Source organism: Sunxiuqinia sp. A32, from assembly GCF_052690465.1.
Window position 1 is genome coordinate 1 of record NZ_JBQYLI010000010.1, and the last position, 24,719, is coordinate 24,719.

Here is a 24,719-nt window from a genome sequence, read left to right on the forward strand (position 1 = left end):
AAAAGACGATTAAGGTCCAAATAAATGGAAAACTAAAAATAGAACCAGGAAAAAACCAAATGAGAAAGAAAAAAAAAACCGTCCCAAAAACTTGTTTTGAGACGGCCTCTTTTTTCATTTTATTAAAAATGTTTTCGAAGTATGAACCGAGACACTGTCTTCCAAAAATGAATTACGATCGATTAAGTAATAGTCCAACTGATACTCTCCTTCTTCCAAATTACCTAATGAGATCGTATCAGTCTTAAGTACACATGGCAATTTCATTAAACTATTGAAAGTTTTAACAACCTCCACCTTTTGCCCATTCTTCTCAATTGCTTTCAGTTCATTATACCCGCAATCATTTATAATAAATAAGACCTCCGAACCATCACTTTCAATTATAAAATCATTTTCCTCCTTCAAATAGCGTAGAGAATTATCGGTTAACTCATCTTCAAAGCAAGCAACAAAAAGTAAGGTAAATACAAAATATACTATTACTTCCCGAACAGTATTCATAAGAATTCAATTAAAAACAATAAACAGATGACAAAATTTGAATTGGAGTTGCGTCTCTTTGCCCTTTTTTGTACCTGTTCTATGCAGAATCACCCAACTATCTGACAAAAATCATTGCTTCAATGTTAATTAATCATTAAAAGATATTCATATGTTTTTTTCTAGATACGTTCACAACGAAGCTAAAATCTGTCAGTTTGCAAAGATTAAAAGATTTTTTAATCCGCTAATCTGCCTTTTTGATTTGAACTCGCAGTTTAAAAATCAAAATGACAAAGCAAGTAAAATCGCATTTTTCAAACATGCTATACAGCATATGCTTCCGGCATTTACATGTCGTAATTTAGTAGTCTAATTTTATTTAATCTGAATAAAGACAACGATTATCTTTAGCCCTCTCTAATGTAGAAATGTTAAATAAACTTTCTGCTGAATATTTATTTTGAAAATCAAAAATCATCAAAACTCATTAAAGTGAGTACAACATATTACCTATTCATGTATTTAATTTATTTAAAATTAACCTTTATGAAACGAATATTATTTACAATTATCCTGTCAACTATTATGGTAGGAGCAGCAATTTCTAAAGATTATACAATTCCGCTAATTGGGGCAAAGGCGCCTTCATTTACAGCCAATTCCACAAATGGAGAAATCACATTCCCTGATAACTATGGAAAAAACTGGAAGATTCTTTTTAGTCACCCACGAGACTTTACGCCAGTCTGCTCATCAGAACTTCTGGAATTAGCCTATTCTGAAAAAGACTTTGAAAAGATGGGAGTTAAAGTTGCTATTGTATCAACTGATGTGATCAGTCAGCATAAAATGTGGAAAGCACATTTAGAAGAATTGGATTACAAAAACCGCGGACCGCAACAAATAAACTTCCCTATTATTGATGATTCAAAGCATACTATTTCAAAACAATACGGTATGCTTCATGAACCAACAAGCACAACAGAGGATGTTAGAGGTGTTTTCATCATTGATTCAAACAATATTGTGCGTTCAATTAACTTTTACCCAATGAGTGTTGGAAGAAATATTGATGAAATTAAACGCATTGTTGCCGCCTTACAAACGACTGACGAAGCAAAGGTTTTGACTCCAGCGAACTGGAATAATGGAGATGATGTTTTAGTTCCGTATTACCCATATACGCAAGAACAACTTTCAGAAAATCCAATTATGGGAGAAGAGTATTACAATGTAGGAAATCGAATGTGGTTTAAAAAGGTTGAAAACCTTAATGACAAAAATTAATTTTTCATAGAAATCAAAGAAAAGCAGCATCAAATCTTTGTTTTTACAATAGAGTTAGCTCTCAAATAGTTGAGAGATTAAATTGTTGGATTGAGACTAATCTCTATTTTAAAAACTGAGAATAACACAACTTCCCTCACCCCCCGTCAAAGAAATAATTTCTGAATTCGCTCCCCTTCCGTAATTGACTCATACCCCAGCAAAGAAGTATAATACACTTGTGCAATTATCTTAAATTAGTTAATGTAAATTATGCAACCTTTAGTGCATTTTTGCGGAATCTGAGGAGATTCCATTAAATTTCAGGTAACTTTGCTTTGAAGCTGTGTAACAATAATACCATTGTAAGTAGATAATCTCATCAATTACATAATCGTATTTTGATGCGAAATTTCAATTACAATTTATAACAATGTTTTGCAACTAGGATAGTCGAACAATATCATGCTTTCTGTCTACCTTGATTTTCTGCCTCTGATTTGTTTGCTTTCTATCAGTTGACATACCAACAACTGAAAGCTCTGTAGAGCAAAATGACTGCTTTAATATTTTTACCAACCTAGACAACCTGACAAACAACACCACAATTAAGTTTATTACGCGCTAAACAATTTTGCGAACAAAACATTAGGTAGGTATAAAAAGGGAATTAAAATATAGATAGAATGAACGATACAAAACAACAATACACTCTTATAACCGGTGCCAGCAAAGGATTGGGGAAGGAACTTGCCATTGAATGTGCTAAAAGGAAGATGAACCTAATTCTGGTATCACTCCCTGACGAGAATCTTGAGCAAGTGGCCAATGAATTAAAATCAAGTTATCCTATTCAGGTTTCTTATTATGAAGCGGACTTAGCTGATTTTAAAGCATTGCAACAACTAACCAGCTGGGTTAAAGAATATTTCACGATAAATATGCTCATCAATAATGCAGGGGTTGGTGGCACACAATTATTTGACAAGTCAAGCCTGACATACCTGGACAACATGATCCAGCTAAATATTCGGGCAATGACCATGCTCACAAGGCTTTTGCTTCCAGAACTCAAAAAACGCGAAGAAGCATACATCTTAAATGTTTCCAGCCTTGCCGCTTTCTCACCGGTCCCTTTTAAAACAATATACCCGGCATCAAAAGCATTTATTCATCATTTTACTCGAGGTTTAAAAGCCGAGCTTGTTGATACAAATGTGAAAATAAGCGTTCTAAATCCGGGGCCCATTAAAACCAATTCGGATGTGACCAAACGAATTAATGGACAAACCCTCTACGTGAAGCTTTCCATTATGAACGCTGAGCAGATTGCAAAAATTGCTATTGAAAAATTACTGAGAGGAAAATCCGTAATTATTCCTGGATTTATGAATCAGTTCAATGCTTTCTTTATTCGAATAGTACCGGAAAGTTTTCGAATTTTTGTAGGTACTGCAATTTTCAAACGAGATCTCAGAAAAAAGAAAACCAATGAAAATACTGGTAACCGGAGCAAACGGTCTGCTTGGAAGCAACCTGATCCGAAAGCTGTTGCAGAAAAATATTGAGGCAAAAGCCTTTGTGCGCCCAAACAGCAATTTACTTTCGCTAAAAGGAGTTGGTGTCGAAATTTTCAAAGGAAATATTCTCAATCACAATGATCTTCAGAAAGCATTAAAAGATTGTCAAGCTGTGGTCCATGCTGCCGCAAACACTTCCCAATGGCCAAATGATTTTGAACACTATGAAAAAATCAACATTCATGCAACTCAACTTTTATTGGAAGAAAGTCGGAAGGAAGGAATTGATCGATTTATTCATGTAAGTTCTGCCAATGTGTTTGGACCGGGAACCAAGGAAAACCCGGGAAATGAACATTCACCATTTACTCTTCAGCAAAGTAAATCAGGCTATATGCAAAGTAAATACGTAGCACAAAAATTGGTTCTAGACTTTGCTAAGAAATATCAATTCCCCGCCACTGTTGTTAATCCAACTTTTATGTTGGGGAAGTATGACGCAAAACCGAGTAGTGGGCAAATGTTATTGATGGCGTATGGTAAAAAACTCATGCCCTGCCCCCGGGGAGGAAAGAACTTTATTCATGTTGAAGATGTTTCGGATGGAATAATAAATGCTATTGCAAAAGGCAAAAACGGGTCGTGCTATTTATTTGCGAATGAAAACCTTAGCTACAATGAATTCTTCGGTAAAATGAGACAAGTGTGTGGATATCCTCAAAAACAAATTCAAATTCCAAAACCCATCACTGATTTAGCTGGAAATATTGGTAGTATATATGAAAATTTAACTACCCTGCCAGCCAAGCTCAATCGAATTAACTCACAGCTGCTCGTTACCGATAATTATTACTCTGCTCAAAAGGCAATAACTGAACTTGGACTAAAACAAACTCGTGTCGAAATAGCCATTCAAGATGCATTGGAATGGTTTGATGAATTTGATTACCTAAAATAGAAAAGGCAGGAACGATACATTAATCGCCCCTGCCTTCACTCCCTAACATTTTTATCTATTATCTAAAACCTCTTGCTCATATTTTTGAATTTCAGCAATATAATCAGCACCTACAGGAACGCCTTCTATTAAACAATAATAATTCCAAATAGCACTGAAAGGCATGGTTTTAAGCTCTTCCAACATTGCTAATCGCTCAAAGTTCTTACCAGCTTCTTCCAGTTCAAGTAAAGCGGTTGTTGGCTCAAGCAATGCAATCATAAATGCCTTTTTTGCCGCACGTGTTCCCACAACGTAAGCGCCTATGCGATTGATGGAAGCATCAAAAAAGTCAAGTCCAACTTTTACTCGGTCGATGTAATCATTCCGCACAATCTCAGATGCAATCAATTGAACATCTTCATTCAATGTCACCACATGGTCAGAATCCCAACGGATTGGACGGGTAACGTGGAGCAACACTTCATCAACAAACTGTAAGCAAGCTGAAATTTTATCACCCACCTGCTCTGTTGGATGGAAATGACCATTATCCAGACAGATCATTTTATTACGACTAATTGCATATCCCAGGTAGAAATCGTGTGAACCAACAGTCATTGATTCTGCACCGATCCCAAACAATTTACTTTCCACCGCATCTTTCATATACTCCTTTGGATAGTCGATATCCATAGCCTCATCCAAAGACTTTTTCAAAATCTCGCGATGACCATTCCGATCAATTGGGGTGTCTTTCGATCCATCAGGAATCCAGGTATTGTGCACACAAGGAGTCCCCAATTGCTTCCCTGCTTCAGCAGAAATCGCACGGCACCGCGTCAAATGCTCCACCCAAAACTTACGATTTTCTTCATTTTTGCTGGAAAGTGTGAAACCGTCAGCTGCTTTTGGGTGCGAAAAAAATGATGCATTGAAATCCATGCCAATTCCTTGTTCTTTACACCAATCAATCCACGACTGAAAATGTTTTACCTCAATTTGATCGCGGTCAACGATTTCCCCTCCAAAATCACCATAAATCGCATGCAGATTCAACCTGTGATCACCTGGCAGCAAAGATAACACTTTCTCAAGGTCAGCCCTGGCCTCCGCAATGCTGTTCGCCTTTCCAGGATAGTTTCCAGTTGCCTGAATACCCCCTCCTGAAAGTTCCGCATCTGGAGTTTCAAAACCGCCAACATCGTCGGTTTGCCAGCAATGTAAACTGACGACAATACGCTTCATCTTCTCCAACACCTCTTCAGTATCAACACCAATAGATGCATAATGCTCTTTGGCTAACTCGTAGGCTTTTTCAATTCTCTCTTTATTCATTTGTTTGTTATTAGTAGTTTTTAGATTTTTTATTTCAATTATGCTGGCTGCCAACAGAGTTATTTCAATTTATCTGCGGGATAGCGAAATTGATAGCTTCCAGAACCCAGATTTAGCACTACGGCATTACCCTGTTCTTTTAAATCATCAACATTTTCATTTAAGGCTGAAGAGTTAATTGTAACTTGTTCTACCTTTGCTTCAGGCAACGTCACGGTTGCTGTTGTATTTGCGGGAATAACAATTTCATACACAAACTCCTGCCCCTCTATTTTCCACGAAGATTTCACTTCTCCATACATCGACATAAACTCTGCATTCGCGTTGGTCAATCCACCACCAACATGAGGGCTGAAAAGAATGTGCTTATATCCAGGGTTTTCAACATCAACATTAATCCCGGCAACATGTCCGTACAACCACTCACCAATAGCTCCATAAGCATAGTGATTAAAGCTGTTCATCCCCACATCCTGGAAAGTGCCATCTGGCTTTTGTCCGTCCCAACGTTCCCAAATAGTGGTGGCTCCTTTCGTCACTGGATATAGCCAGGATGGGTATTCTTTTCTATTGAGAAGCATAAAGGCCAGGTCATCACGCCCGATTGCAGAAAGTGTGTTACACAGCAACGGAGTTCCAACAAAACCTGTCGTTAAATGTCCAAATTTCTTCACGTCGTTCGCGAAATACTCAGCTGCTTTCCCCTTCAAATTTTCAGGCAGGAGATCAAAAGCCAAAGCTAAAGCATAAGCTGTTTGAGTGTGCGAAACCAATCTTCCGTTAGGCGTAACATATTCCAATACAAATGCTTTTTTTATCTTGCTGCTTAACGAATCGTATTTTTCAGCATCCTCCTTATTCCCTATAATCCCTGCTATTTTGCCCAATAATTTAGTAGAATTATAATAGTAAGCGGTCGCGATTAAGTCTTTTTCGGTTGTTGCCCCCGGATAGTCAGAGTTTATCGTTGCGTAAGCCAACCAGTCTCCAAAATGACTACCCTCAGTCCACAAATAGTCATCTCCGGCATCGGATTTCATATATTCCACCCAAGCTTTCATACTTGCATATTGCTCATCCAGAATGCGTTTATCTCCATAGATCTTATAAACAGTCCACGGAACAATGATTGTTACGTCTGCCCAAGCAGTGGAACCACCATCTCCTCTTAAAACATCAGGAATAACATGTGGAACTTTACCATTAGGAAGTTGGTCTGCTGCAACATCCTTCATCCATTTTGTGTAAAAAGCAGCAACATCAAAATTATAGGCTGCCGTCATACTAAACACCTGCGCATCACCTGTCCAACCAAGTCGCTCATCACGCTGAGGACAATCGGTTGGCACATCCAGGAAGTTACCTCGCTGACCCCACTGAATATTTTGCTGCAACTGATTGATTAATGGATCTGAACAAGTGAATGTTCCTGTCCTATCCATATCGGAGTGAATTACGACACCAGTGATATCCTCCAGCTCAGGTATTCCTGGGAAGCCCTCCAATTTCACATACCTAAAACCATGGAAAGTAAAATGAGGCTCAAAAACTTCCTCTCCAACTCCTTTCAAAATATACGTATCAGTGCATTCTGCAGAACGTAAGTTATCCGTGTAGAAATTTCCCTCCTTATCTAAGACTTCAGCAAATTTCAAAACAACCTGATCTCCTTTTTTGCCTTGCACTTTCATTCGCACCCATCCAACCATATTCTGGCCCATATCAAACACAAGTTCTCCTTTCAGAGTAGTAATAATTTCAATAGGCTTAATTTCCTGAGTGGCTTTTACAGGAACTCCCTGAGGAGCAACTAAAATGTCTTTTGGTTGATTCGTTACTTCTGCATTTTGCCATTTCCCGTCGTCAAATCCCGTTGCAGACCATCCTTCTATTTCCAAACGAGCATCGTAAGTTTCGCCATCATATATACTCGATGATAAAATTGGTCCGGTAGCAACTTTCCATTCATCACCAGTAGTAAAAGTCTCGCTGGTTCCATCTGTGTAATTAATTTCCAATTGAAGTAGCAATGCTAATTGATCTCCATAGTAACCGTTTTGATAATCCCAACCAATCTTCCCACGATACCATCCATCACTAAGTATTGCCCCAATTGCATTTTCACTACCTATTTGAGAGGTTACATCATAGGTTTGATACTGCAGTCGTTTATTATAGGTTGTCCATCCAGGAGTGAATAAGTCATCACTTACTTTCTTTCCATTCAGAAATAGCTGATACAAACCATGTGATGTTACGTAAACTCTTGCGGATTTAACTTTTTTAGATGTTGAAAATTCATTTCTATAATAATGACAGGGAAGAGAAGTTACACTTTTCTCATCCTCCATCGTAATCCAACTAGCTTCCCAGCTTTCAGGTTCCAGTATACCCATTTCCCAAAAAGCAGGCTCACTCCATTTTGAAACTTTATTGTTGTTGTCCCAGATGCGTACCTGCCAATAAACACGCTGCATTGACTTCAATGCCGGGCCACCATAAATAACATTTACGGATTGATTGCTCTCCACTTTCCCTGAACTCCAAATCAACTTATTTTTACTCGCTAAAGCCTGAGGTGAGTCTGCTACGCGAATTTCATAAGCCGACTGTAATACATTGCTTCCGTCAGAAGTAATCTGCCAACTTAGTCTTGGCTCTTTTACATCAATCCCAATAGGGTTTACAAGATATTCAGCAACCAGGCTCTTTACGGTATTTTTGGCTAGCATGCTGGTAGAAACCATTGCAAGGATCAATATCGCCGCAGTTCTAATTAAATAATTTCTTTGATTCATAATAAGTAGATATTAAAAGATTAGTTATTCCATATAAAATACTTCCTCAAGAGGAATAGTAACTGGTGAATTATCAGGATTAGTCTTCATGATGTCAGCCATAAAATCCCACCATTTTTTTACAATTTCAGTTTGTCCAAGGTCCTGTGATCCACCTTTATTACTCACTTTTTGAAAAGCAAAAAGGGTATTGGTTTCTTCATCTAAAAAGATCGAGTATTCACTCACTCCAGCGTCTTTCAGTAATGTTTTGAGCTCTGGCCAGATTTCATCGTGCCGTTTCTTGTACTCTTCTTTTTGACCTTCATTCAGGTGCATTTTAAAAGCAAGCCGCATCATCTTTACTGTTTTGTTTTTTCTTTAATTACATCCAATGACTCATTCAGCCACACTTTATACCGACTTTCTTTTGTCCATGTATTGCCAGCCGATGCGTAATCGCAGAAATGGACTTTCTTCACGCCGGAATCAAGTTCCATATTCGTGCCCAAAACCAGCGGCGCAGTAAACGACATCCACATCGCTTCAGGATGATTTGAATCCGGAACTAATTCCACATATCCATTCTCTTGCTTCACAACTGATGTTTCATCCACAAAACCATCATTGAAGCGTGAGTCGCGGGCTAAAACCACTGGACCATGGACCAGTGCATACTGATGACTGATCTTTTCAACCCGGCAACGCATATCCAATTGCAATTCAATCTGGTCTCCTTTTTTCCAAACCCGACGAATTGTTTGATAAACTCCGGGGGTAATTTCACCGACAGACTCTCCGTTAACTTTTACCTGTGTTTGAGCCGACCATGCAGGGATCCGCAAATCGACTGAGAACTCAGATTCCTTTTCTGGTGATATGTCGATTTTGATGGTTCCGGAAACCGGATAGTCGGTGCTTTGTTTTATTAACACATTATTCTTACCGAATAGCTGAACTTTTGATTCAGACTGACAATACAGGTTAACGGCAACTCCTTCCGCACTTTTCATAACAGCAAAAACCGGTAGTAACACCATGGCTCGTGGAGCATTTGCAATACAGCAGTTGATATGCATTCCACATTGGCCTTCACCCAGTCCTCTATTTCCTTCCAACGGACTATACTTGGCAAAATTAGAGCCATCTGGCATCATGGATGAGAGCAATGCGTTATACACACTTTTTTCAATTTGGTCGGCATAGATCGGATTCCCAGTCATTTGCAATAGGTTATTACAAAGTTTCATCCATGTCATGGTCACACAAGTTTCCATGGTATGATACGAAGGATAAATCTGGGTCTCAACCCCGTGATACCAACATTCGTACGCAGAACCTGAACCTGCGATATTTATTTCTGTTTCGATTATATTCTGAATAGTTTTTTCAACTGCTTGCAAATACAATGGCTCACCAGTTATCCGGTACAGTTCTAGCAAACCTTCGTAGCACGACATCATTTCGTACCCTTTTTGACCATTGTCCCAGCCCCACCAAACAGTATCAACAGGGAAGCGCTCAGACACATCGATTCCCGCCAATCCTTTGCTAATTAACTGAGGCCCATCTGGTGTTTCCCATTGAACAACAATGTATTTAGCAAAATCAAGGAATCGTTCCTCGCCTGTTCGTTTATAAAGCAAAATAACCGGTTCCAGAACTGAACTGCTGGGCATGCCTCTATAATTGCCTGTTTTGACAACATTTGCCTTGCCGGGACCAACTTCAGTCATTAAATGGTCAACTAATTTTGTCGCAGCCATCAGCACATTTTTATCCCCACTAATATCGTAATAAGCCAGCAAGCCAAGCAGCGTGTATTTTCTGCCCCATATATCCCATTGCTGCAAATGAGCATCGTGAGCATAATTACCGATATAACCCTCCTGGGTTTGTGTTGCCAACAATCCGGCAACTGCTTTCTGAATTATTTTCAGCATCTCGGGATCACGATTATACTGATATGCTCCGATGGCAGAGGTAATCCATTTCCCCCAAAATTCCGTTTGCCAAAAACGAGTTTCTTCCCGGCGCCTGAAAGGTTCAATCAGATACTCAGCATCCTGTACTTTAACGCGATTTTCAATACACAAATTGATTTTATCACCCAAATAACCTTCCAACACAGTGTGATCAGCAGGAATGAGACTAAAATAATTTACAACAGCCTGATTCACATACTCCTTTTGCCCAAAACATGTTATTGAAAAAAGAATAAAAAGCAATAAAACTGAAGTTAAATTTTTCATTGTTTATAGTTGGTTAGATGTAATTCAGTTTTTGAAAACTTCCTTCAAAGCTTCCAGATATTTAAACCCATTTTGGGTATCAGGTTCGAGATGCGAACCTTCTGTCCACTCGTTCCAACAATTGACTGTTATTATCCTTTCATTTTCCTTTCTGTTGGCACAAAGTTGCCGGATGTCTTCTGCAGCTTTACGAAATTCTTCCGGTGTATTCCCTGAAAGAGTCGCCATAAAAGGATAACCTTTACTAATAAATTCATCTGCCTGATTACAACGCGGACTGGCATCCCAGCCCATCGTTAAATTCGGAAAATAAGGAATCGAATATTCCGTCATCGCCTTAGCCGCAAAATCGAGATATTGTTTTTTAGCCTCATTATATGAAGTCTGCGGAAACTGATCCAGCCGGGCGTGATGAATCCATACATACGAAGTTGCATTATCAAAACCCAAATCATGAACCAGCTTCACCATGTCGGCAGGTTCATTTTCAATCGGTAAAATCGGGTTTCCCCAGATCACAGCATTCAGGCTGAGCCCGTCAAAACCTGCCTGCCGGGTCTTTTCACGAAAGTGGTTCAATGCTTCCCTGCTCTTTTCAACAGAGCCGAAACTTTCCAGAAACTTTTGCAAATCGTAAATCGAAAAATATGGACGGTTATTAATCTTCCAGTACGAAGGGTGACTAAAGTATTTCTCTACCACATAATCAGTCATCTCATCGAATACTTCGGGACTCAGTTTCCCGGGATAAAGCAATTCCGGTTTTTCATCCAACGACATCGGATGAATATCAATCCAGTCATGATTGGCCCACATCAAGGCAAATTTCATTTGACTGCTGTTCGGAGCTTTCATAAAACCTTCTTCAAGCCCCCGCTCAAGAAAAAGCCCATCGTTGTAATAGTACCAATCGAATATAAAAGCATCAATGCCATGACCCGATGCAGCATCAATTTTTTGAGCCATGTCTTCCGGATTCGCTTCGTCAGTATATCCCCACATAGGAATATGAGGTTGATTATGCCCTTCGAAACGGGGCTTTGCATTTTTCACCAGCTCCCACTCGCTCCATCCTATCCCGTGTACCTGTTCGTTTCGTTTATCGATATGATAATTGGGAAAATAATACGAAGCAACAAAATACTTTTTCTGCTTTGATGAACTGCAGGATAAAAAAACAGCACCTGCAAGAACAATAAACAAAAGAATTACTGCCTTATGTAACGAAAACTTTACCATTTTCTAATTTCCTTTTAGTCCGTTTACGTTATGCCGACTGAGATAAGTCTTGATAGATGAGCTGGTTTACATTGAATTACCAATTCCAACCAAGAAGACGGATCCAATGATCACAACAATACCAACAACAAAAGTTGTTTTGGTTTTTTTAGACGTTCCACTCCATTCTTTTCGGACAACACCCCACATGTTTGCTGTTAGGATAATCGTAGACATATGCAGAATCCAGGAACTGGCTCCGTTGCCCAATTTACTTTCACCCATTCCGTAGAAAAAGAATTGAAGAAACCAGGTAGTACCCGCCATAGCAGAATAAATAACGTTCTTTAAACGCGGTGCGGATTTATCAGCAAAGTCTTTATAACTTTTATTTTTGATGTTTAAAATAGTTGTCCAAACAAGATTTGTCACTAAGCCACCCAACATGATAACAACATAAGAAACATTGTTTGCGAAGAGGGGATTATTACCTGCAGCAACAGATGCTTCCGCCATTGGCTTGCCGGCTTCGATACCAAAATTCATGAATGAACTTAAAATGCCGGAAAAAATAGCAATGATCAACCCTTTAACCAAAGCAAATTCTGCAACACTTTTTTTACTTTGCTCTTCCGAAACTTCCCTTTCTTTCAACATCCCTGCACGACCCGAAATTGCAATACCAATGACACAAACCACAACTCCCAACAGGACCAATTGCCCTCCAGAAGTCGCCATCATATCAGCGATTGATATTTTACCTTCTGTAGGATTAATTGTATAATAAACAGGGGGAACAATGGCTCCAAAAGCAGCACAAAAACCTAAAGTTACCGAGTTCCCTAACGACATTCCCAAATATCGGACGCCAAGTCCATAGGTCAAACCGCCAACTCCCCATAACAATCCCATCAGGAAAGTAAAGGAAATAACAGAACTATCTGTCGCTAATATAAAATCGGTAAATCCGGGAGCGGTGAAATAGGCAGCAATTGGCGGCACAATAAACCACGAAAATAAACCTCCAATAATCCAATACGTTTCCCACTTCCATTTACGAACCTTGTTGAAAGGCATGTAAAAACTTCCAGAAGCAAATCCACCTATAGAGTGGTAAATAATTCCTAAGATCGCATGCATAGTTTAGTTAGATTAATTCTGTTTTAAAACAGTAATTTAGTAATTTTGACTTTAATATTTCATAAGTTAGACTTCAAAAGTATGCTGATAATAAGAATCAATCAATACACAAACTGGCAGATCACTTGCACTTTTTGACACAACTATGAAGGATTTCTTTAAATACTTAACAGCTGGTGAGGAAGACAAGAGTTGGGGATTGTTTTTAAATGTTGCCGGATATTTCCAGGCAAAAGGAAACCAGCTCTATCCACCTATAAAACATCCCACAGGATACCACTTTAATTGGGACAATGGACGTATACTGCAAGAATTCCAAATAAATTACATCACTGAAGGCAATGGAATTTTAGAGACGAATGCAGGAAAATTCCCGGTCAAAGCCGGAAGTATTTTCATCATTCAACCGGGAGTTTGGCATCGCTATAAACCAAATAATAAAACTGGATGGAAAGAACATTATATTGGTTTTGCCGGAGAAATGGGCAACCAATTTTTAGCTCATCCATTATTTTCCAGCCACCAGCCAATCCTTAATGTTGGAATTCGGGAAGAAATTATTGACACCTACTTTAAAATATTTGACTTGGTGCATGAGGAGAAACCCGGCTTTCAACAAATCGCATCTGGTCTGATTGTAAAACTGCTTGGCTATTTGATCTCCTTTGAAAAACAAAAGGAATTTACCGGCAAGCGCATTGCTTCCATCATTGAAGATGCAAGATTTAAGATCAGGCAAAATGTTGAGAAACAACTGGAGATGGAGCAAATAGCAAAAGACTATAATATTGGGTATTCCTATTTTCGCAAAATGTTTAAAAACTACACGGGTGTTTCACCGCATAAATACCATCTTGAATTGAAGATTATGCGTGCGAAGGAGCTTTTATTGGCAACCGATAAAAGTGTAAAGGAAATTAGTTATGACCTGGGATTCCAATCCATCCATTATTTCAGCCGGCTGTTTAAAAATAAAGTTGGCAAAAGTCCAACTGATTTGAGAAAATAGCATTTACAATTTGAATGTTTCCTTGACTTTCACTCCCCGATCTGTCCACTCAACAGTGGCACATTCGTTATAAAAATCGTGCTCAAAAAACAGCACGTAATTTTTCTTTGAAGCTTCTTTCAAAAAGCTCTCTTTTTCTTCCATTGAAGTTACAGGGTACAGATCGTATGAAGCAAGCCAAAGAATTGGCACATTCGCTGCAGTCGGAATCAAATCTGACATATATACATAGGTTTTCCCATCAAACTCAATAAATGGAATCATTTGCCCAGGTGTATGGCCATCAAACATTCTAACAGAAACTCCTGAAAATAACTCCCCATCATTTTCAACCAACTGCATGTTTCCTTCATCTTTTAAAAAATTGAGGATTTCTGGATAATATGCGGCCCTTTCTCGCATATTTGAAATTTTGGAATGCTCCCACTGAACTTTGCCGCACCAATGTGTCGCATTTGGAAAAAGCAGGCGATAATTTTCACCATCATTAATAACCGCGCCGTTACAATGATCCCAATGCAGGTGAGTAAATAATACGTCAGTAATATCATCTGGTGTGTATCCATGAGCTGCCAGAGATTTTGGAAGTGCATCTACTTCTTCATGTCCATTATTGCGTTTTACTTTCTCCGGATAGTGATCGCCAACACCAGCTTCAATCAAAATCTTTCGTTCTCCTGCATCAATTAACAGGCACCGAAGCGTTAATTTGGTCACATTGTTTTCATCTGCCGGATAAACTTTCGACCACAATGGCTTTGGAATCACGCTAAATAATGCACCACCATCACACGAAAAATGTCCTGCATGTATCGGTATCAACTTCATATCTCTCAATTTTGGAATGACAAAAATACAAAAGTCACAGACAAAAAAGATAACCATTGATGTCCAACAAGGTTTAAACAATCGCCTTTCCTTTAAAAAAATGATATCCTCAAAATAAGATTAAATTCGGTCTACATTCATTCGCTAAATTTTTAAGTATAAAAAGAATGAATGTTATCTTTGATTTTTCATACTATGACTATGCGCATTCATTTTATAGCTATTGGTGGCAGCGCGATGCATAATTTAGCAATTGCCCTCCACCTAAAAGGTTACCATATTAGCGGAAGCGATGACGAGATTTTTGAGCCATCAAACAGCAGATTGGAAAAACACGGACTTCTGCCAAAAGAAACAGGTTGGGATACCAATCGGATTACCCGCGAATTAGATGCAGTAATTCTAGGGATGCATGCCCATCCAGATAATCCAGAGTTAAAAAAAGCCAAAGAAATTGGGGTCAAAATTTATTCGTACCCCGAATATCTTTATGAACAAACAAAGGACAAAAAACGAATTGTTATCGGTGGAAGTCATGGCAAAACAACCATTACCTCGATGGTTATGCATGTGTTAAAGACCAATAATGTTGATTTTGATTATATGGTTGGCGCAAATCTAGAAGGTTTTGACACCATGGTGTCGCTGAAAGAAGACACCAAAATTGCTGTTTTCGAAGGAGATGAGTATTTATCATCACCCATCGACCTGAGACCAAAATTCCATTTATATCATCCGCATGTGGCTCTACTGAGTGGCATTGCCTGGGACCACATAAACGTTTTTCCAACTTTTGACAATTATGTAGATCAGTTCCGGATTTTTGCAGATATGATCGAGAAAGATGGCTCATTGATCTATTTTGAAGAAGATGAAAATCTTCAGCAAATAGCCGACGATTTGCGGGATGATATTTCAATATATCCTTATAATTCACATGCATCAATTATTGAAGATGGAGTTACTTATTTGGTTCATGGAGAACGAAAAATAAGAATGCAGGTATTTGGAAAGCACAACTTGCAAAATATTTCAGGTGCCAGGCATATCTGTAATGAAATTGGAATAACGGATGATCAGTTTTATCGGGCGATGACTAGTTTCAAGGGCGCAGCACGACGATTGGAAGTTCTCTCTGAAAATGAAAATTGCACGGTCTTTTACGACTTTGCACATTCACCTTCGAAACTTCAGGCTACAACAGATGCTGTAAAAAGCCAATACGCTAATCGGGAATTAATTGCCGTGATGGAACTCCATACTTACAGTTCACTGAAAAAAGAATTCCTACCGCAATACGAAGCTTGCATGGATGCTGCTGATCAGGCTTTTGTTTTTTTCAACCCAAAAACGATTGAGCATAAACGATTGGAGCCAATCTCCAGGGAAGAAGTTAAAAAGGCATTTGCAAATGACACACTAAAAGTCTTTACTGAACCAGAACCCTTGTTCACCATGCTTCAGAAAATGAATTGGCAATCAAAAAATTTACTGATTATGAGTTCCGGAAATTTCTCAGGACAGGATCTTAAAGAATTTGCAAAGAAAATAACCGGTGATCCGGTAAACTTTAAAAACAACGAAAAGTGGTATTCTCATCAAAATCGTTCAATATAAGCTTCCATGAATAAACTACTCCTTCTCCCAATTTTGGTTTTTTTCTCATTCGTTGCGAACAGTCAGGAAAATGATGATCGAATATGGAAAATGGTCCATAAAATTCACCAAAACTCCTTGACTATTGACACCCATAATGATACGCCATATCAATTATTGAAACCTGGGTTTAACATCTCGGAAAGGCACGAAGCCCCAAATAGCCGGGTTGATTTCCCCCGCATGGTTGAAGGTGGGCTGGATGCCATGTTCATGGGAGTTTTCACCGGGCAAAAACCCAGAACGCAAGAAAACTACAAGCAGGCATATAACAAAGCCAATCAAATGCTGGATTCCATCCACTCAATGCTTGAGCAGTTTCCGGATCAGGCGGAACTGGCAATCTACGCAAATGATGCTGAACGGATTGCGAAAAAAGGAAAACGGGCCATTTATATTGGCATGGAGAATGGATTTCCAATTGGAAAAAACATTGAGCGAGTGGAGGAGTTTTACAACCGTGGAGTTCGATACGTGACCCTTTGCCATTCATTTCACAATGACATTTGCGATTCATCAAGCGATGCGGAAGAACCGGAGCACCATGGAGTAAGTGATTTTGGAAAAGAAGTTATTGTCGAGATGAACCGCCTGGGAATGATGATTGACGTTTCGCACATGAGTGATCAGTCCTTTTTCGATGTGATGCAGTATAGTAAAGCACCCGTAATTGCATCCCATTCAAGCTCACGGGCGGTTTGCAAACACGACCGAAACATGAGCGACGAAATGATAAAAGCACTTGCTGCAAAAGGTGGGGTTATTCAACTCTGCATCCTCGACAATTATATCAAAGAACCCGATACCACCACTGCAAGATATGAGGAAGAAAGAAAGCTTCACCAAATATACAGAACCACCTATAAAAACATGAACGAAGACGAAAAAGAAGCCTTCAACAAACGGTGGGATGAAGTTCAGAAGCTACCAAAAAAAATGCCAACAGTTAGCGATGCTGTTGATCATATTGACCACATTGTACAGTTGGTTGGTGTTGACTATGTGGGTATTGGCAGCGACTTTGATGGAGGTGGCGGAATCGCTGATTGTGAAGATGTCTCCAAATTTCCAAACATTACCTATGAACTTTTTAAAAGAGGCTACTCTGCAGAAGACATCCACAAAATTTGGGGACGAAATTTACTACGCGTAATGAAACAAGTGGAGGAAGTTTCCAATTCAATAAGCAAAATTTAGATTTCCATTAAGTTCTTTATCTGTTCAAAATAGCTTCGCCCTGAGGTCAATCAGTTTTTTAAAGGTTTATCCAAAGGAAACCTTAAGGCGATTAATTTAACCGAAAAAACGGACAAGTTGCATTATGGGAAGGATAAACTGCACAGAAGTTCTACCTCACCCTTTCATTCGATTCCGGTAATTCCGCGGAGAAACCCCCATTTTCTTTTGAAAGTCTTTGGAGAAATAGTACGGGTCGCTGTATCCAAGCATAAAGGCAATTTGCTTAATTTTCAGTTTGGTTTGATCGAGGTATTCACACGACTTGGTAATCTTTAAATGAGAAAAATAACTCAATGGGCTGTAGTTGGTTTCTTTTCGAAAGATGGTTGAAAGATAAGTAAACGAATATCCCACTTCATCAGCTATTTCTTTCAAGGAAAGCTTTTTATCAATATTTTGCTCCATAAATCGAATGGTCTGCTGAATCACCGGGTTTTCCTCAACTTCAATATCTTCACTTGTTTTGGAGGCAAATACAAAAGTGGCCAGCAAGTGGGCAAACGTAAAATTGATATAATGCATATTCGCATTCAGGTAGCCTCTCGAGAGGTTACTGAATATCTCATCAAAAAGCATTTTCCGATTAGCCACCCGGTTACTAATAGAAGGGACCAGATCACGAACAACAGTAAAATCTTGCTCAAGAATATTGCTTTTCGAACCGTTAAACTGACAGGTAATGAAAACGGAAGGCTCAATCTGACGGGTTATCATTTCAAATGTGAAGCCTTTTGGAATGATACAATATTGCTCTTGTCGCAAGATAACATGATCAGCAGCTAGTATCAATTCTGCCTCTCCCTTTGTACAATAGATTAGTATATGGTTTTGCAACTGCCCATCAGGTTTCCAAGCCGTTTTTTTTCCAAATAGTAGTTCCGAAGTCTCACACAAATAAAGATCCGCCGTCAACGGATCCATCTTTTGGGCTTCATTCACAAAGGTTGGAATTTTTGAAAATCGCTTCTTAACCAACATACTTTCGTTTCCTTTTATTCATGAGCAAGATTGATACTTCATCAAATAAAAGTAATATTTTCCATCTTTTTCTAAAAAAACACTATTTTTTGACTTTAATTTTGGCCATAGATTTGCAAATAAAACTAAATCTGAATGTTATGAACGAGTTATTAAATCAATTAGCCGAATGCATAGAATTTGGAAAAATTAATAAAGCTTCACCCTTTCCACCTCAAATGAAAGGACAAGATGGAGCTGACGAAATTACCCGCCAGTTATTGGACGGTGGTGTAAAGGCACAAGAAATCTTAACCAACGGATTAATGCCAGGCATGGAAAAAGTGGGTGTGAAATTCCGCGAAAATAAAGTTTTCGTACCGCAAGTATTAATGTCTGCGAAAGCGATGAGCACCTCCATGATACACCTTAAACCATTCTTTGCATCTGGCGAAGCCAAGCAAAAAGGAACGTTTATCGTTGGCACCGTGTTAGGAGATTTGCACGACATTGGTAAAAACCTGGTTGCCATGATGGTGGAAGGAAATGGATACAAGGTAATTGATCTTGGCACCGACGTGAGTGCAGAAAAATATCTGGAAGCCCTAAAAGAAAACCCAGGTGCAGTGGTTGGCCTTTCTGCATTATTAACAACAACCATGGTGAATATGGGGAAAATCACGCAAGATATTAAAGCAGCATTCCCTGGCACTTTGGTTACGGTGGGCGGTGCTCCTGTTAATGATGATTTCTGCCTAAAGATTGGTGCTGATAATTATTCACCCGACCCACAAGGAGTAGTAGAATTTTTAAACGCTAAAATTGCATAACCCAAAAAGATCTCAATGAAAGGTTTAAAGTTAATTGAACGTGCATTACGATTAGAAGAAGTTGAAAGGAGTCCCTGGGTTCCATTTGTAGGAGTGCACGGTGGTAAATTGATGGATGTAGATGCTGAAGCATATCTTAAGGATTCGAAAATCATCGTTGATGGAATTTCAAAAGCAATTGAACTTTACAAACCTGATGGGATTCCGGTAGCTTTTGATTTGCAGATTGAAGCCGAAATACTGGGTTGTAAATTGGCCTGGAGTAAAGAAAATCCTCCAGCCGTAATTTCGCATCCATTGGCAAATGGCGTAGAACTCAAATCACTTTCACTGCCAACCGAGAATGACGGCAGATTCCCAACGGTTCTTGAAGCAACAAAAATATTGCGCCAAAAGTATCCTGACATTGCGCTGTACGGCTTAATCACAGGACCATTTACGCTGGCTCTTCACTTGTTGGGTACTGATATTTTTATGAAGCTATTTGAAGATCCTGAATATGTTGGAGAATTGATGGACTTCTGTGCTGATTTCGGTGTGAAATTTTCTGAAATGTTAATTGACGCAGGATGCGATGTTATTGCCGTTGTGGACCCAATGACCAGCCAGATTGATCCAATGTCCTTCGAAACTTTTGTGAGCCCATATGCGAAAAAGATTTTTGATTTCGTCCGTTTAAAACGAAAATACAGTTCATTCTTTGTTTGTGGCCATGCGCAGCAAAATATTGAAGTGATGTGCGATTGCAAACCGGATAATATTTCAATTGATGAAAATATTCCATTGGACTTTGTAAAAGATATCGCGCTTCAAAAAGGAATTAGCTTCGGTGGAAACCTGAAACTAACCAGTGTTCTGCTTCTTGGCAACGAACTTGATTCAAAAAAGGAAGCTGTAAATTGTTTGGATCTCGGTGGCAAAAAAGGATTTATTCTTGCTCCAGGTTGTGACCTACCAATGGACACTCCCGTAGAAAATCTTCAGGCAGTTACGGAATTAGTGTACGATGAGTATGCTCAACAAGTAACCCGGGAGATGGAACACACCTCATCGCTCCAACCGCTTAGTCTGGACGGGCACTTTGAAGACGGGAAAGTGATCATCGATATTATCACTCTTGATTCAGCATCATGTGCTCCGTGCCAATACATGGTAGAAGCTGTTCAACAGGCTTCATCTGATTTCGGGAAAAAGGTAATTGTAAATGAGCACAAGATTAAAGATGTGGATGGCATTCGGATGATGATGGCTTTGGGTGTTCAAAATGTGCCAACAACCTGCATCAACGGGAAAGTTGAATTCATTAGCCAAATTCCTCCAAAATCTGAGATAATTGCAGCAATTGAAAAAGCACAAAGTTAATGAGCATACCCATACATCTTGTTACTGGTTTTTTGGGAAGTGGTAAATCTTCTTTTTTAACTCATTTCCTCAAAGGCATTAACAACACTGGTAAGATAGCGATTATACAAAATGAGTTTTCTCCGGTCAATATTGACGGGAGAAAACTTTTACAGACCAATGAATACGATATCCTTGAGATTAATAATGGATCGGTATTTTGCGTTTGCCTATTGGGTTCATTCATTGATTCACTTTCAACATTTATTGAAAATGTAAAACCGGATGTTTTGCTTATGGAAACCTCCGGTTTATCAGACACCATTGGAGTTGGGCAGGTATTTCAAGCTGAAAAGCTCAAAGGTAAAGTGTATTTGGAACATACATGGTGCCTTGTAGATGCACAAAACTATAATCGAATACCTTCATTGAAACAACGATTTCAACATCAACTTCGCAGCGCTGATACCATTATCATTAATAAGATTGATTTGGCAGAAACTCCAATCGATACCATTATCACAGAAATTAAAGAATACAATCCCTTTGCCGGAATCGTACAAGCCCAATACGGACAGGTTGAGTTAACAAACAAAAAGAAAGCTTTGAATTTATTTCCAGCTAATAATGAGAAATCAATGGGCAGACCTGATATTGAATCAGTTGTTATCCGAAGTAGCTGGAAAATAAGCAGGAAAAACTTAATGAAATTCTTAACTTGCCATGAAAGTATTCGAGCAAAGGGCTTTATCATATTAGATGATAACAAAACTGTTTTTCTTCAGGGAGTTTTTGGTTCTTTTAATATTGAAGAAGTTTCAAACATTTCGGGACCAACTGAATTTGTTATGATTGGCAACTTTAAACAAAAAGAAAACATACAGATCTTATACGAAGAATATTGCAGAAAATGATCTACACTAATAATTTCCGTTTTGATGAACTTACCATTGATTTATCTGAGGTAAATCAGGTGCTTGGTTATGAGTCTCAGGATTTGCCTGAACCATTCTTAAGCTATTTGCATCAAGCTTTGGATGATTGCAAAAATCTGGACGACATTCATGGCTCGTATTATCTTGCCAACCAATGTGAGATAAAAGGTTCTGAAAAATCAATCGTTGCCAATGATGTGGTTTTTAAAGTTGGAAAAACAATCTGCAAAGAATTGACCGGAGCTACAAAACTAGCGTTCTTCATTTGTACTGCGGGGCAAACAATCAGTAAAAAATCTGCAGAACTCATGAAGGGAGAAGATCCTGTTTTTGGCTATGTTTACGACGTTTTAGGAAGTGTGATCGCCGAAGCCGTTGCCGATAAAATTCAGCATATTATAAAAGAAGAAGTGAACCAAACAGGTGATAAAATTACAAATCGTTACAGCCCCGGCTACTGCCACTGGAATGTATCCGACCAGCCAAACCTGTTTTCCTTATTCAACGGATCAACTGGCGGAGTTAGCCTGACCCCCTCATATTTAATGACTCCTGTAAAATCAGTCAGTGGTATTATTGGTATCGGTCAAAATGTGAAGTTTCGTGACTATCAATGTTCTCTCTGCAATCTTCAAAATTGTATTTACCGAAATGTAAGCACCCGGTAAAAGGCAATTAGTCGAACGATAAAATCAGCCCACTCGCCCCAGCTAATTATCCTTTACTCCTTTTATCAGTAAGAACAGGCAAAGGGATAATTCTGAAACTACCGCAACCGTAACGACCAATATTTCACTGGTTGAGGCAAGTTCCGGGAAAAGAAAATTAACCAGACAATCGATTAGATAACTAATCCCAGCTGCTAAAACTAAAACTCCCAACCACTTTGGGAAATATTCCGCTTTGTAAATCAAATGTCCGAGAATGACACAACTAATTCCAAAAAACACGCCGCTAATCAAATAGCCATAGGAGTGCGCATTTAAGAACAAAAGAGTCAATTCATTGATTTGATCCGGAGAAAATGTACTGAATTGATTGCCGGCACTTAGAAGCAAAATTGGCATAAAATAGTTGAGCAAATTGATTCCGAGAACCGTGGCCTGTGCTAGTCTGAAAAAAGCTGCTAACATAGAAAGCCCTTGATTAACCGGTTTTAAAACCAGGTATAAAAGTAAAGCAACTCCCACATCGCTCATCACCATAATCAGGTCACTAAGAAACCCGATTCGAAATAAGAACGAATTAGACAGGATATTTCCGGCAGTTGCAGTGGCATCGCCAGAAACTATGATTGTTGAACGAACAAACATTTCACTAAACAAACCAGTGAGTATTATTATCAAATAAAGCACTCCGGCAGTTCGTGCATTTGTTTTCATTAAGCTGTTAGATTGGATTGATTTCATGATACTTATTGCTAATAATTAATATTTATTGTTTGTTTTTCCTAATAGCTCCGAGGTGAGTATAATTAAATCCTTTAGAATACTTTAAACCATATCCCGTTAATCTGTCGAACGAACTGTGTCCAAAAAGAATAATTCCGGAAAAAGTAAGTTCGGGTATGTCAACTACATAACCAACAATGCCAACAAGTACAGCTAAAGATTTCTGGTGAAAAAAGCTGTAAATATTCGCTCCTGCCTTATTCCCAAACAGGTATCCGATCATGCTGATATCTGGTACCAATAAAAACAGAACAAACACCCACCAAGTATACCCCAGCAGAATACTCAAATAGAAAGCTAAAATGAACATGCCTGCCTCTTCAATTTTTAACATTAGATCCACACTCCTGATAATTACGCAATTATGAAATAACTTTGAATTATAGCAACAGGATAACGCATGGATTTGTTTGATGGATTTAATTGATTCACGATAATTGAGAAGAAACCAACTGGAAATAATCGACAACTATAGACAGCGTAAGTTTCCCGTTTATTGATGAAGAGAATTAAATTCAATAATAGCCATCATTATTATGTTTTGCACGGCATATTTTACTATATTGCATGACTAACAAAGACAATATTAATTATGGTTTTACTAAGTATGTTCGGGCCTCAAGAAATTATCATCATACTAGTCATATTGCTAATTCCAGCAGTTATTCTAGTATCATTGCTTGGAAGACAAAAAAGAATTTCGTGTATTAAATGTGGACACTTAACAAAACAAGGCGGTTTTTACATTATACAGATTATCGTCTCAATTCTATTTTTCCCACTTGGTTTGTTGTCTTTACTCGCTGGACGTAAACCAACAGTTTGCGAAAAATGCGGACACACCTGGGTTTAATGCATAACTAATTGAATTTATTTCATATTGACCATTCCATTTGCGTTGTTCTTAAAAAAGCAACCAGACATATAAATCATTCCACGTTTTCAGGGTAGCTTTGTTTCTTAACTCCCACTGTTTTCATAATAAATTTCATCTTTACCGGGATTAATCAATGAGGCACAAAGTGTTTCGTTTCTTGCAGGGAATCAAGCAATGTGCGTAATTTCGAAACGGCTATATGAGATCACAAATGATGAAACTTATCTAAATCGTGTGAAGAAAACTTCACTTGTTATTTCTGTTGCGTATGATAACAACGGTATTTACCAGAATGATCGTGATGCATGGACAGAGGGTGCTTTTATGAGTGATTTTGCCAAAGAAATAGTCGCTGATCCTTCGCTTGCTGCTTCAAATGATAACCTTCTTCTTTCAACGGCCAGATCTATAGCATCGCAAGATATTACAAATGATGGATATTATGGAGGTAGTTGGCAAGGACCGACTGGAACCGGCTCAATATGGACAGAAAAAGGCGCCTTACCTGAACAGATTATGACCAGCGGCTCTACTGCTCATGTGCTTGTTGCCGCTGCAGTTTTGAGTAATTTAAAAAGCCAGAACTAGTCTCCTTCAACTAAATCGCCTATTCGTTTCACAATTAATGGCGCTACTTTAGCAAGTATCCCATCTTCAACTGA

General features: G+C 38.7%; 22 protein-coding genes. 11 read left to right on the forward strand and 11 right to left on the reverse strand.

From position 1 onward, the window contains the following. Positions 1-114 precede the first annotated feature (114 nt). A complete protein-coding gene (locus ACUNWD_RS11495) occupies positions 115-504 on the reverse strand; it encodes a hypothetical protein (protein ID WP_445587955.1) in 390 nt (129 codons plus the stop codon). A gap of 528 nt (positions 505-1,032) precedes the next feature. Here ACUNWD_RS11495 and ACUNWD_RS11500 point away from each other — a divergent pair. The 3 genes from ACUNWD_RS11500 to ACUNWD_RS11510 all read left to right on the forward strand — a co-directional run bounded on the left by ACUNWD_RS11500 (position 1,033) and on the right by ACUNWD_RS11510 (position 4,230). Then, the gene (locus tag ACUNWD_RS11500) at positions 1,033-1,773 is read left to right on the forward strand and encodes a peroxiredoxin (RefSeq protein WP_445587956.1); all 741 of its coding nucleotides are present in this window, start codon (positions 1,033-1,035) and stop codon (positions 1,771-1,773) included. A gap of 665 nt (positions 1,774-2,438) precedes the next feature. Beyond that, positions 2,439-3,320, forward strand: coding sequence for an SDR family NAD(P)-dependent oxidoreductase (locus ACUNWD_RS11505; RefSeq protein WP_445587957.1), 882 nt, complete (start codon positions 2,439-2,441; stop codon positions 3,318-3,320). After that, the gene (locus ACUNWD_RS11510) at positions 3,244-4,230 is read left to right on the forward strand and encodes an NAD-dependent epimerase/dehydratase family protein (RefSeq protein WP_445587958.1); all 987 of its coding nucleotides are present in this window, start codon (positions 3,244-3,246) and stop codon (positions 4,228-4,230) included. The genes ACUNWD_RS11505 and ACUNWD_RS11510 overlap by 77 nt, the downstream gene beginning before the upstream one ends. Positions 4,231-4,281: 51 nt before the next feature. Here the strand turns inward: ACUNWD_RS11510 and ACUNWD_RS11515 are convergent, their stop codons facing one another. The 6 genes from ACUNWD_RS11515 to rhaT form a co-directional block, all read right to left on the reverse strand. After that, a complete protein-coding gene (locus ACUNWD_RS11515; RefSeq protein ID WP_445587959.1) occupies positions 4,282-5,547 on the reverse strand; it encodes an L-rhamnose isomerase in 1,266 nt (421 codons plus the stop codon). Positions 5,548-5,606: 59 nt separating this feature from the next. After that, positions 5,607-8,345 carry a glycoside hydrolase family 78 protein gene (locus tag ACUNWD_RS11520; RefSeq protein ID WP_445587960.1) on the reverse strand — a complete coding sequence of 913 codons (2,739 nt, stop codon included), beginning with the start codon at positions 8,343-8,345 and terminating at the stop codon, positions 5,607-5,609. 24 nt (positions 8,346-8,369) lie between these two features. Beyond that, the gene (gene rhaM / locus ACUNWD_RS11525) at positions 8,370-8,684 is read right to left on the reverse strand and encodes an L-rhamnose mutarotase (RefSeq protein ID WP_445587961.1); all 315 of its coding nucleotides are present in this window, start codon (positions 8,682-8,684) and stop codon (positions 8,370-8,372) included. A 2-nt stretch (positions 8,685-8,686) separates the two neighbouring features. Beyond that, positions 8,687-10,576 (reverse strand): glycoside hydrolase family 127 protein, encoded by a 1,890-nt coding sequence (locus tag ACUNWD_RS11530; protein WP_445587962.1) that lies wholly within the window; start codon positions 10,574-10,576, stop codon positions 8,687-8,689. A gap of 24 nt (positions 10,577-10,600) precedes the next feature. Further along, entirely contained in the window at positions 10,601-11,815 is a 1,215-nt protein-coding gene (locus ACUNWD_RS11535) for a glycosyltransferase WbsX family protein (RefSeq protein ID WP_445587963.1), read from the reverse strand. A gap of 66 nt (positions 11,816-11,881) precedes the next feature. Next, positions 11,882-12,934: an L-rhamnose/proton symporter RhaT gene (gene rhaT, locus ACUNWD_RS11540; protein ID WP_445587964.1), complete on the reverse strand. Its 1,053-nt coding sequence runs from the start codon at positions 12,932-12,934 to the stop codon at positions 11,882-11,884. A 145-nt stretch (positions 12,935-13,079) separates the two neighbouring features. On the opposite strand from rhaT, the gene ACUNWD_RS11545 reads away from it, so the two are divergent. Continuing rightward, positions 13,080-13,943, forward strand: coding sequence for an AraC family transcriptional regulator (locus ACUNWD_RS11545; RefSeq protein WP_445587965.1), 864 nt, complete (start codon positions 13,080-13,082; stop codon positions 13,941-13,943). A 3-nt stretch (positions 13,944-13,946) separates the two neighbouring features. Here ACUNWD_RS11545 and ACUNWD_RS11550 read toward each other — a convergent pair whose 3' ends face one another. Continuing rightward, positions 13,947-14,771, reverse strand: coding sequence for an MBL fold metallo-hydrolase (locus ACUNWD_RS11550; RefSeq protein ID WP_445587966.1), 825 nt, complete (start codon positions 14,769-14,771; stop codon positions 13,947-13,949). A gap of 195 nt (positions 14,772-14,966) precedes the next feature. Here ACUNWD_RS11550 and ACUNWD_RS11555 point away from each other — a divergent pair, with 195 nt between their 5' ends. Both ACUNWD_RS11555 and ACUNWD_RS11560 read left to right on the forward strand, forming a co-directional pair. Further along, positions 14,967-16,388 carry a UDP-N-acetylmuramate--L-alanine ligase gene (locus ACUNWD_RS11555; protein ID WP_445587967.1) on the forward strand — a complete coding sequence of 474 codons (1,422 nt, stop codon included), beginning with the start codon at positions 14,967-14,969 and terminating at the stop codon, positions 16,386-16,388. A 6-nt stretch (positions 16,389-16,394) separates the two neighbouring features. Then, complete coding sequence (locus tag ACUNWD_RS11560) at positions 16,395-17,624, forward strand: dipeptidase (RefSeq protein ID WP_445587968.1); 1,230 nt, start codon at positions 16,395-16,397, stop codon at positions 17,622-17,624. A 156-nt stretch (positions 17,625-17,780) separates the two neighbouring features. Here ACUNWD_RS11560 and ACUNWD_RS11565 read toward each other — a convergent pair whose 3' ends face one another. Beyond that, positions 17,781-18,644, reverse strand: coding sequence for a helix-turn-helix domain-containing protein (locus ACUNWD_RS11565; RefSeq protein ID WP_445587969.1), 864 nt, complete (start codon positions 18,642-18,644; stop codon positions 17,781-17,783). A gap of 140 nt (positions 18,645-18,784) precedes the next feature. On the opposite strand from ACUNWD_RS11565, the gene ACUNWD_RS11570 reads away from it, so the two are divergent. Genes ACUNWD_RS11570 through ACUNWD_RS11585 form a run of 4 tightly spaced genes read left to right on the forward strand, consistent with a single transcriptional unit; the run spans position 18,785 to position 22,397 of the window. Next, a complete protein-coding gene (locus tag ACUNWD_RS11570) occupies positions 18,785-19,453 on the forward strand; it encodes a cobalamin B12-binding domain-containing protein (protein WP_445587970.1) in 669 nt (222 codons plus the stop codon). A gap of 15 nt (positions 19,454-19,468) precedes the next feature. Further along, positions 19,469-20,815, forward strand: a complete 1,347-nt coding sequence (locus tag ACUNWD_RS11575; RefSeq protein ID WP_445587971.1) for a uroporphyrinogen decarboxylase family protein — start codon at positions 19,469-19,471, stop codon at positions 20,813-20,815. Next, positions 20,815-21,708: a CobW family GTP-binding protein gene (locus tag ACUNWD_RS11580; protein ID WP_445587972.1), complete on the forward strand. Its 894-nt coding sequence runs from the start codon at positions 20,815-20,817 to the stop codon at positions 21,706-21,708. The genes ACUNWD_RS11575 and ACUNWD_RS11580 overlap by 1 nt, the downstream gene beginning before the upstream one ends. Then, positions 21,705-22,397 (forward strand): vitamin B12 dependent-methionine synthase activation domain-containing protein, encoded by a 693-nt coding sequence (locus tag ACUNWD_RS11585; protein WP_445587973.1) that lies wholly within the window; start codon positions 21,705-21,707, stop codon positions 22,395-22,397. Before ACUNWD_RS11580 ends, ACUNWD_RS11585 begins: the two co-directional genes overlap by 4 nt. 42 nt (positions 22,398-22,439) lie before the next feature. Here the strand turns inward: ACUNWD_RS11585 and ACUNWD_RS11590 are convergent, their stop codons facing one another. Further along, on the reverse strand, positions 22,440-23,111 hold the full coding sequence (locus ACUNWD_RS11590) for a DUF4386 domain-containing protein (RefSeq protein ID WP_445587974.1): 672 nt from the start codon (positions 23,109-23,111) through the stop codon (positions 22,440-22,442). 52 nt (positions 23,112-23,163) lie between these two features. Continuing rightward, the gene (locus tag ACUNWD_RS11595) at positions 23,164-23,514 is read right to left on the reverse strand and encodes a DUF4260 domain-containing protein (protein ID WP_445588119.1); all 351 of its coding nucleotides are present in this window, start codon (positions 23,512-23,514) and stop codon (positions 23,164-23,166) included. 777 nt (positions 23,515-24,291) lie between these two features. Between ACUNWD_RS11595 and ACUNWD_RS11600 the strand changes: the two genes are divergently transcribed. Continuing rightward, entirely contained in the window at positions 24,292-24,645 is a 354-nt protein-coding gene (locus ACUNWD_RS11600) for a hypothetical protein (RefSeq protein ID WP_445587975.1), read from the forward strand. Positions 24,646-24,719 lie beyond the last annotated feature (74 nt).

Excerpts from the sequence above, each read along its gene's own strand:
- ACUNWD_RS11495 (WP_445587955.1), bottom strand. The coding sequence starts at position 504 with ATGAATACTGTTCGGGAAGTAATAGTATATTTTGTATTTACCTTACTT.
- ACUNWD_RS11500 (WP_445587956.1), top strand. The coding sequence starts at position 1,033 with ATGAAACGAATATTATTTACAATTATCCTGTCAACTATTATGGTAGGA.
- ACUNWD_RS11505 (WP_445587957.1), top strand. The coding sequence starts at position 2,439 with ATGAACGATACAAAACAACAATACACTCTTATAACCGGTGCCAGCAAA.
- ACUNWD_RS11510 (WP_445587958.1), top strand. The coding sequence starts at position 3,244 with ATGAAAATACTGGTAACCGGAGCAAACGGTCTGCTTGGAAGCAACCTG.
- ACUNWD_RS11515 (WP_445587959.1), bottom strand. The coding sequence starts at position 5,547 with ATGAATAAAGAGAGAATTGAAAAAGCCTACGAGTTAGCCAAAGAGCAT.
- ACUNWD_RS11520 (WP_445587960.1), bottom strand. The coding sequence starts at position 8,345 with ATGAATCAAAGAAATTATTTAATTAGAACTGCGGCGATATTGATCCTT.
- rhaM (WP_445587961.1), bottom strand. The coding sequence starts at position 8,684 with ATGATGCGGCTTGCTTTTAAAATGCACCTGAATGAAGGTCAAAAAGAA.
- ACUNWD_RS11530 (WP_445587962.1), bottom strand. The coding sequence starts at position 10,576 with ATGAAAAATTTAACTTCAGTTTTATTGCTTTTTATTCTTTTTTCAATA.
- ACUNWD_RS11535 (WP_445587963.1), bottom strand. The coding sequence starts at position 11,815 with ATGGTAAAGTTTTCGTTACATAAGGCAGTAATTCTTTTGTTTATTGTT.
- rhaT (WP_445587964.1), bottom strand. The coding sequence starts at position 12,934 with ATGCATGCGATCTTAGGAATTATTTACCACTCTATAGGTGGATTTGCT.
- ACUNWD_RS11545 (WP_445587965.1), top strand. The coding sequence starts at position 13,080 with ATGAAGGATTTCTTTAAATACTTAACAGCTGGTGAGGAAGACAAGAGT.
- ACUNWD_RS11550 (WP_445587966.1), bottom strand. The coding sequence starts at position 14,771 with ATGAAGTTGATACCGATACATGCAGGACATTTTTCGTGTGATGGTGGT.
- ACUNWD_RS11555 (WP_445587967.1), top strand. The coding sequence starts at position 14,967 with ATGACTATGCGCATTCATTTTATAGCTATTGGTGGCAGCGCGATGCAT.
- ACUNWD_RS11560 (WP_445587968.1), top strand. The coding sequence starts at position 16,395 with ATGAATAAACTACTCCTTCTCCCAATTTTGGTTTTTTTCTCATTCGTT.
- ACUNWD_RS11565 (WP_445587969.1), bottom strand. The coding sequence starts at position 18,644 with ATGTTGGTTAAGAAGCGATTTTCAAAAATTCCAACCTTTGTGAATGAA.
- ACUNWD_RS11570 (WP_445587970.1), top strand. The coding sequence starts at position 18,785 with ATGAACGAGTTATTAAATCAATTAGCCGAATGCATAGAATTTGGAAAA.
- ACUNWD_RS11575 (WP_445587971.1), top strand. The coding sequence starts at position 19,469 with ATGAAAGGTTTAAAGTTAATTGAACGTGCATTACGATTAGAAGAAGTT.
- ACUNWD_RS11580 (WP_445587972.1), top strand. The coding sequence starts at position 20,815 with ATGAGCATACCCATACATCTTGTTACTGGTTTTTTGGGAAGTGGTAAA.
- ACUNWD_RS11585 (WP_445587973.1), top strand. The coding sequence starts at position 21,705 with ATGATCTACACTAATAATTTCCGTTTTGATGAACTTACCATTGATTTA.
- ACUNWD_RS11590 (WP_445587974.1), bottom strand. The coding sequence starts at position 23,111 with ATGAAAACAAATGCACGAACTGCCGGAGTGCTTTATTTGATAATAATA.
- ACUNWD_RS11595 (WP_445588119.1), bottom strand. The coding sequence starts at position 23,514 with ATGTTAAAAATTGAAGAGGCAGGCATGTTCATTTTAGCTTTCTATTTG.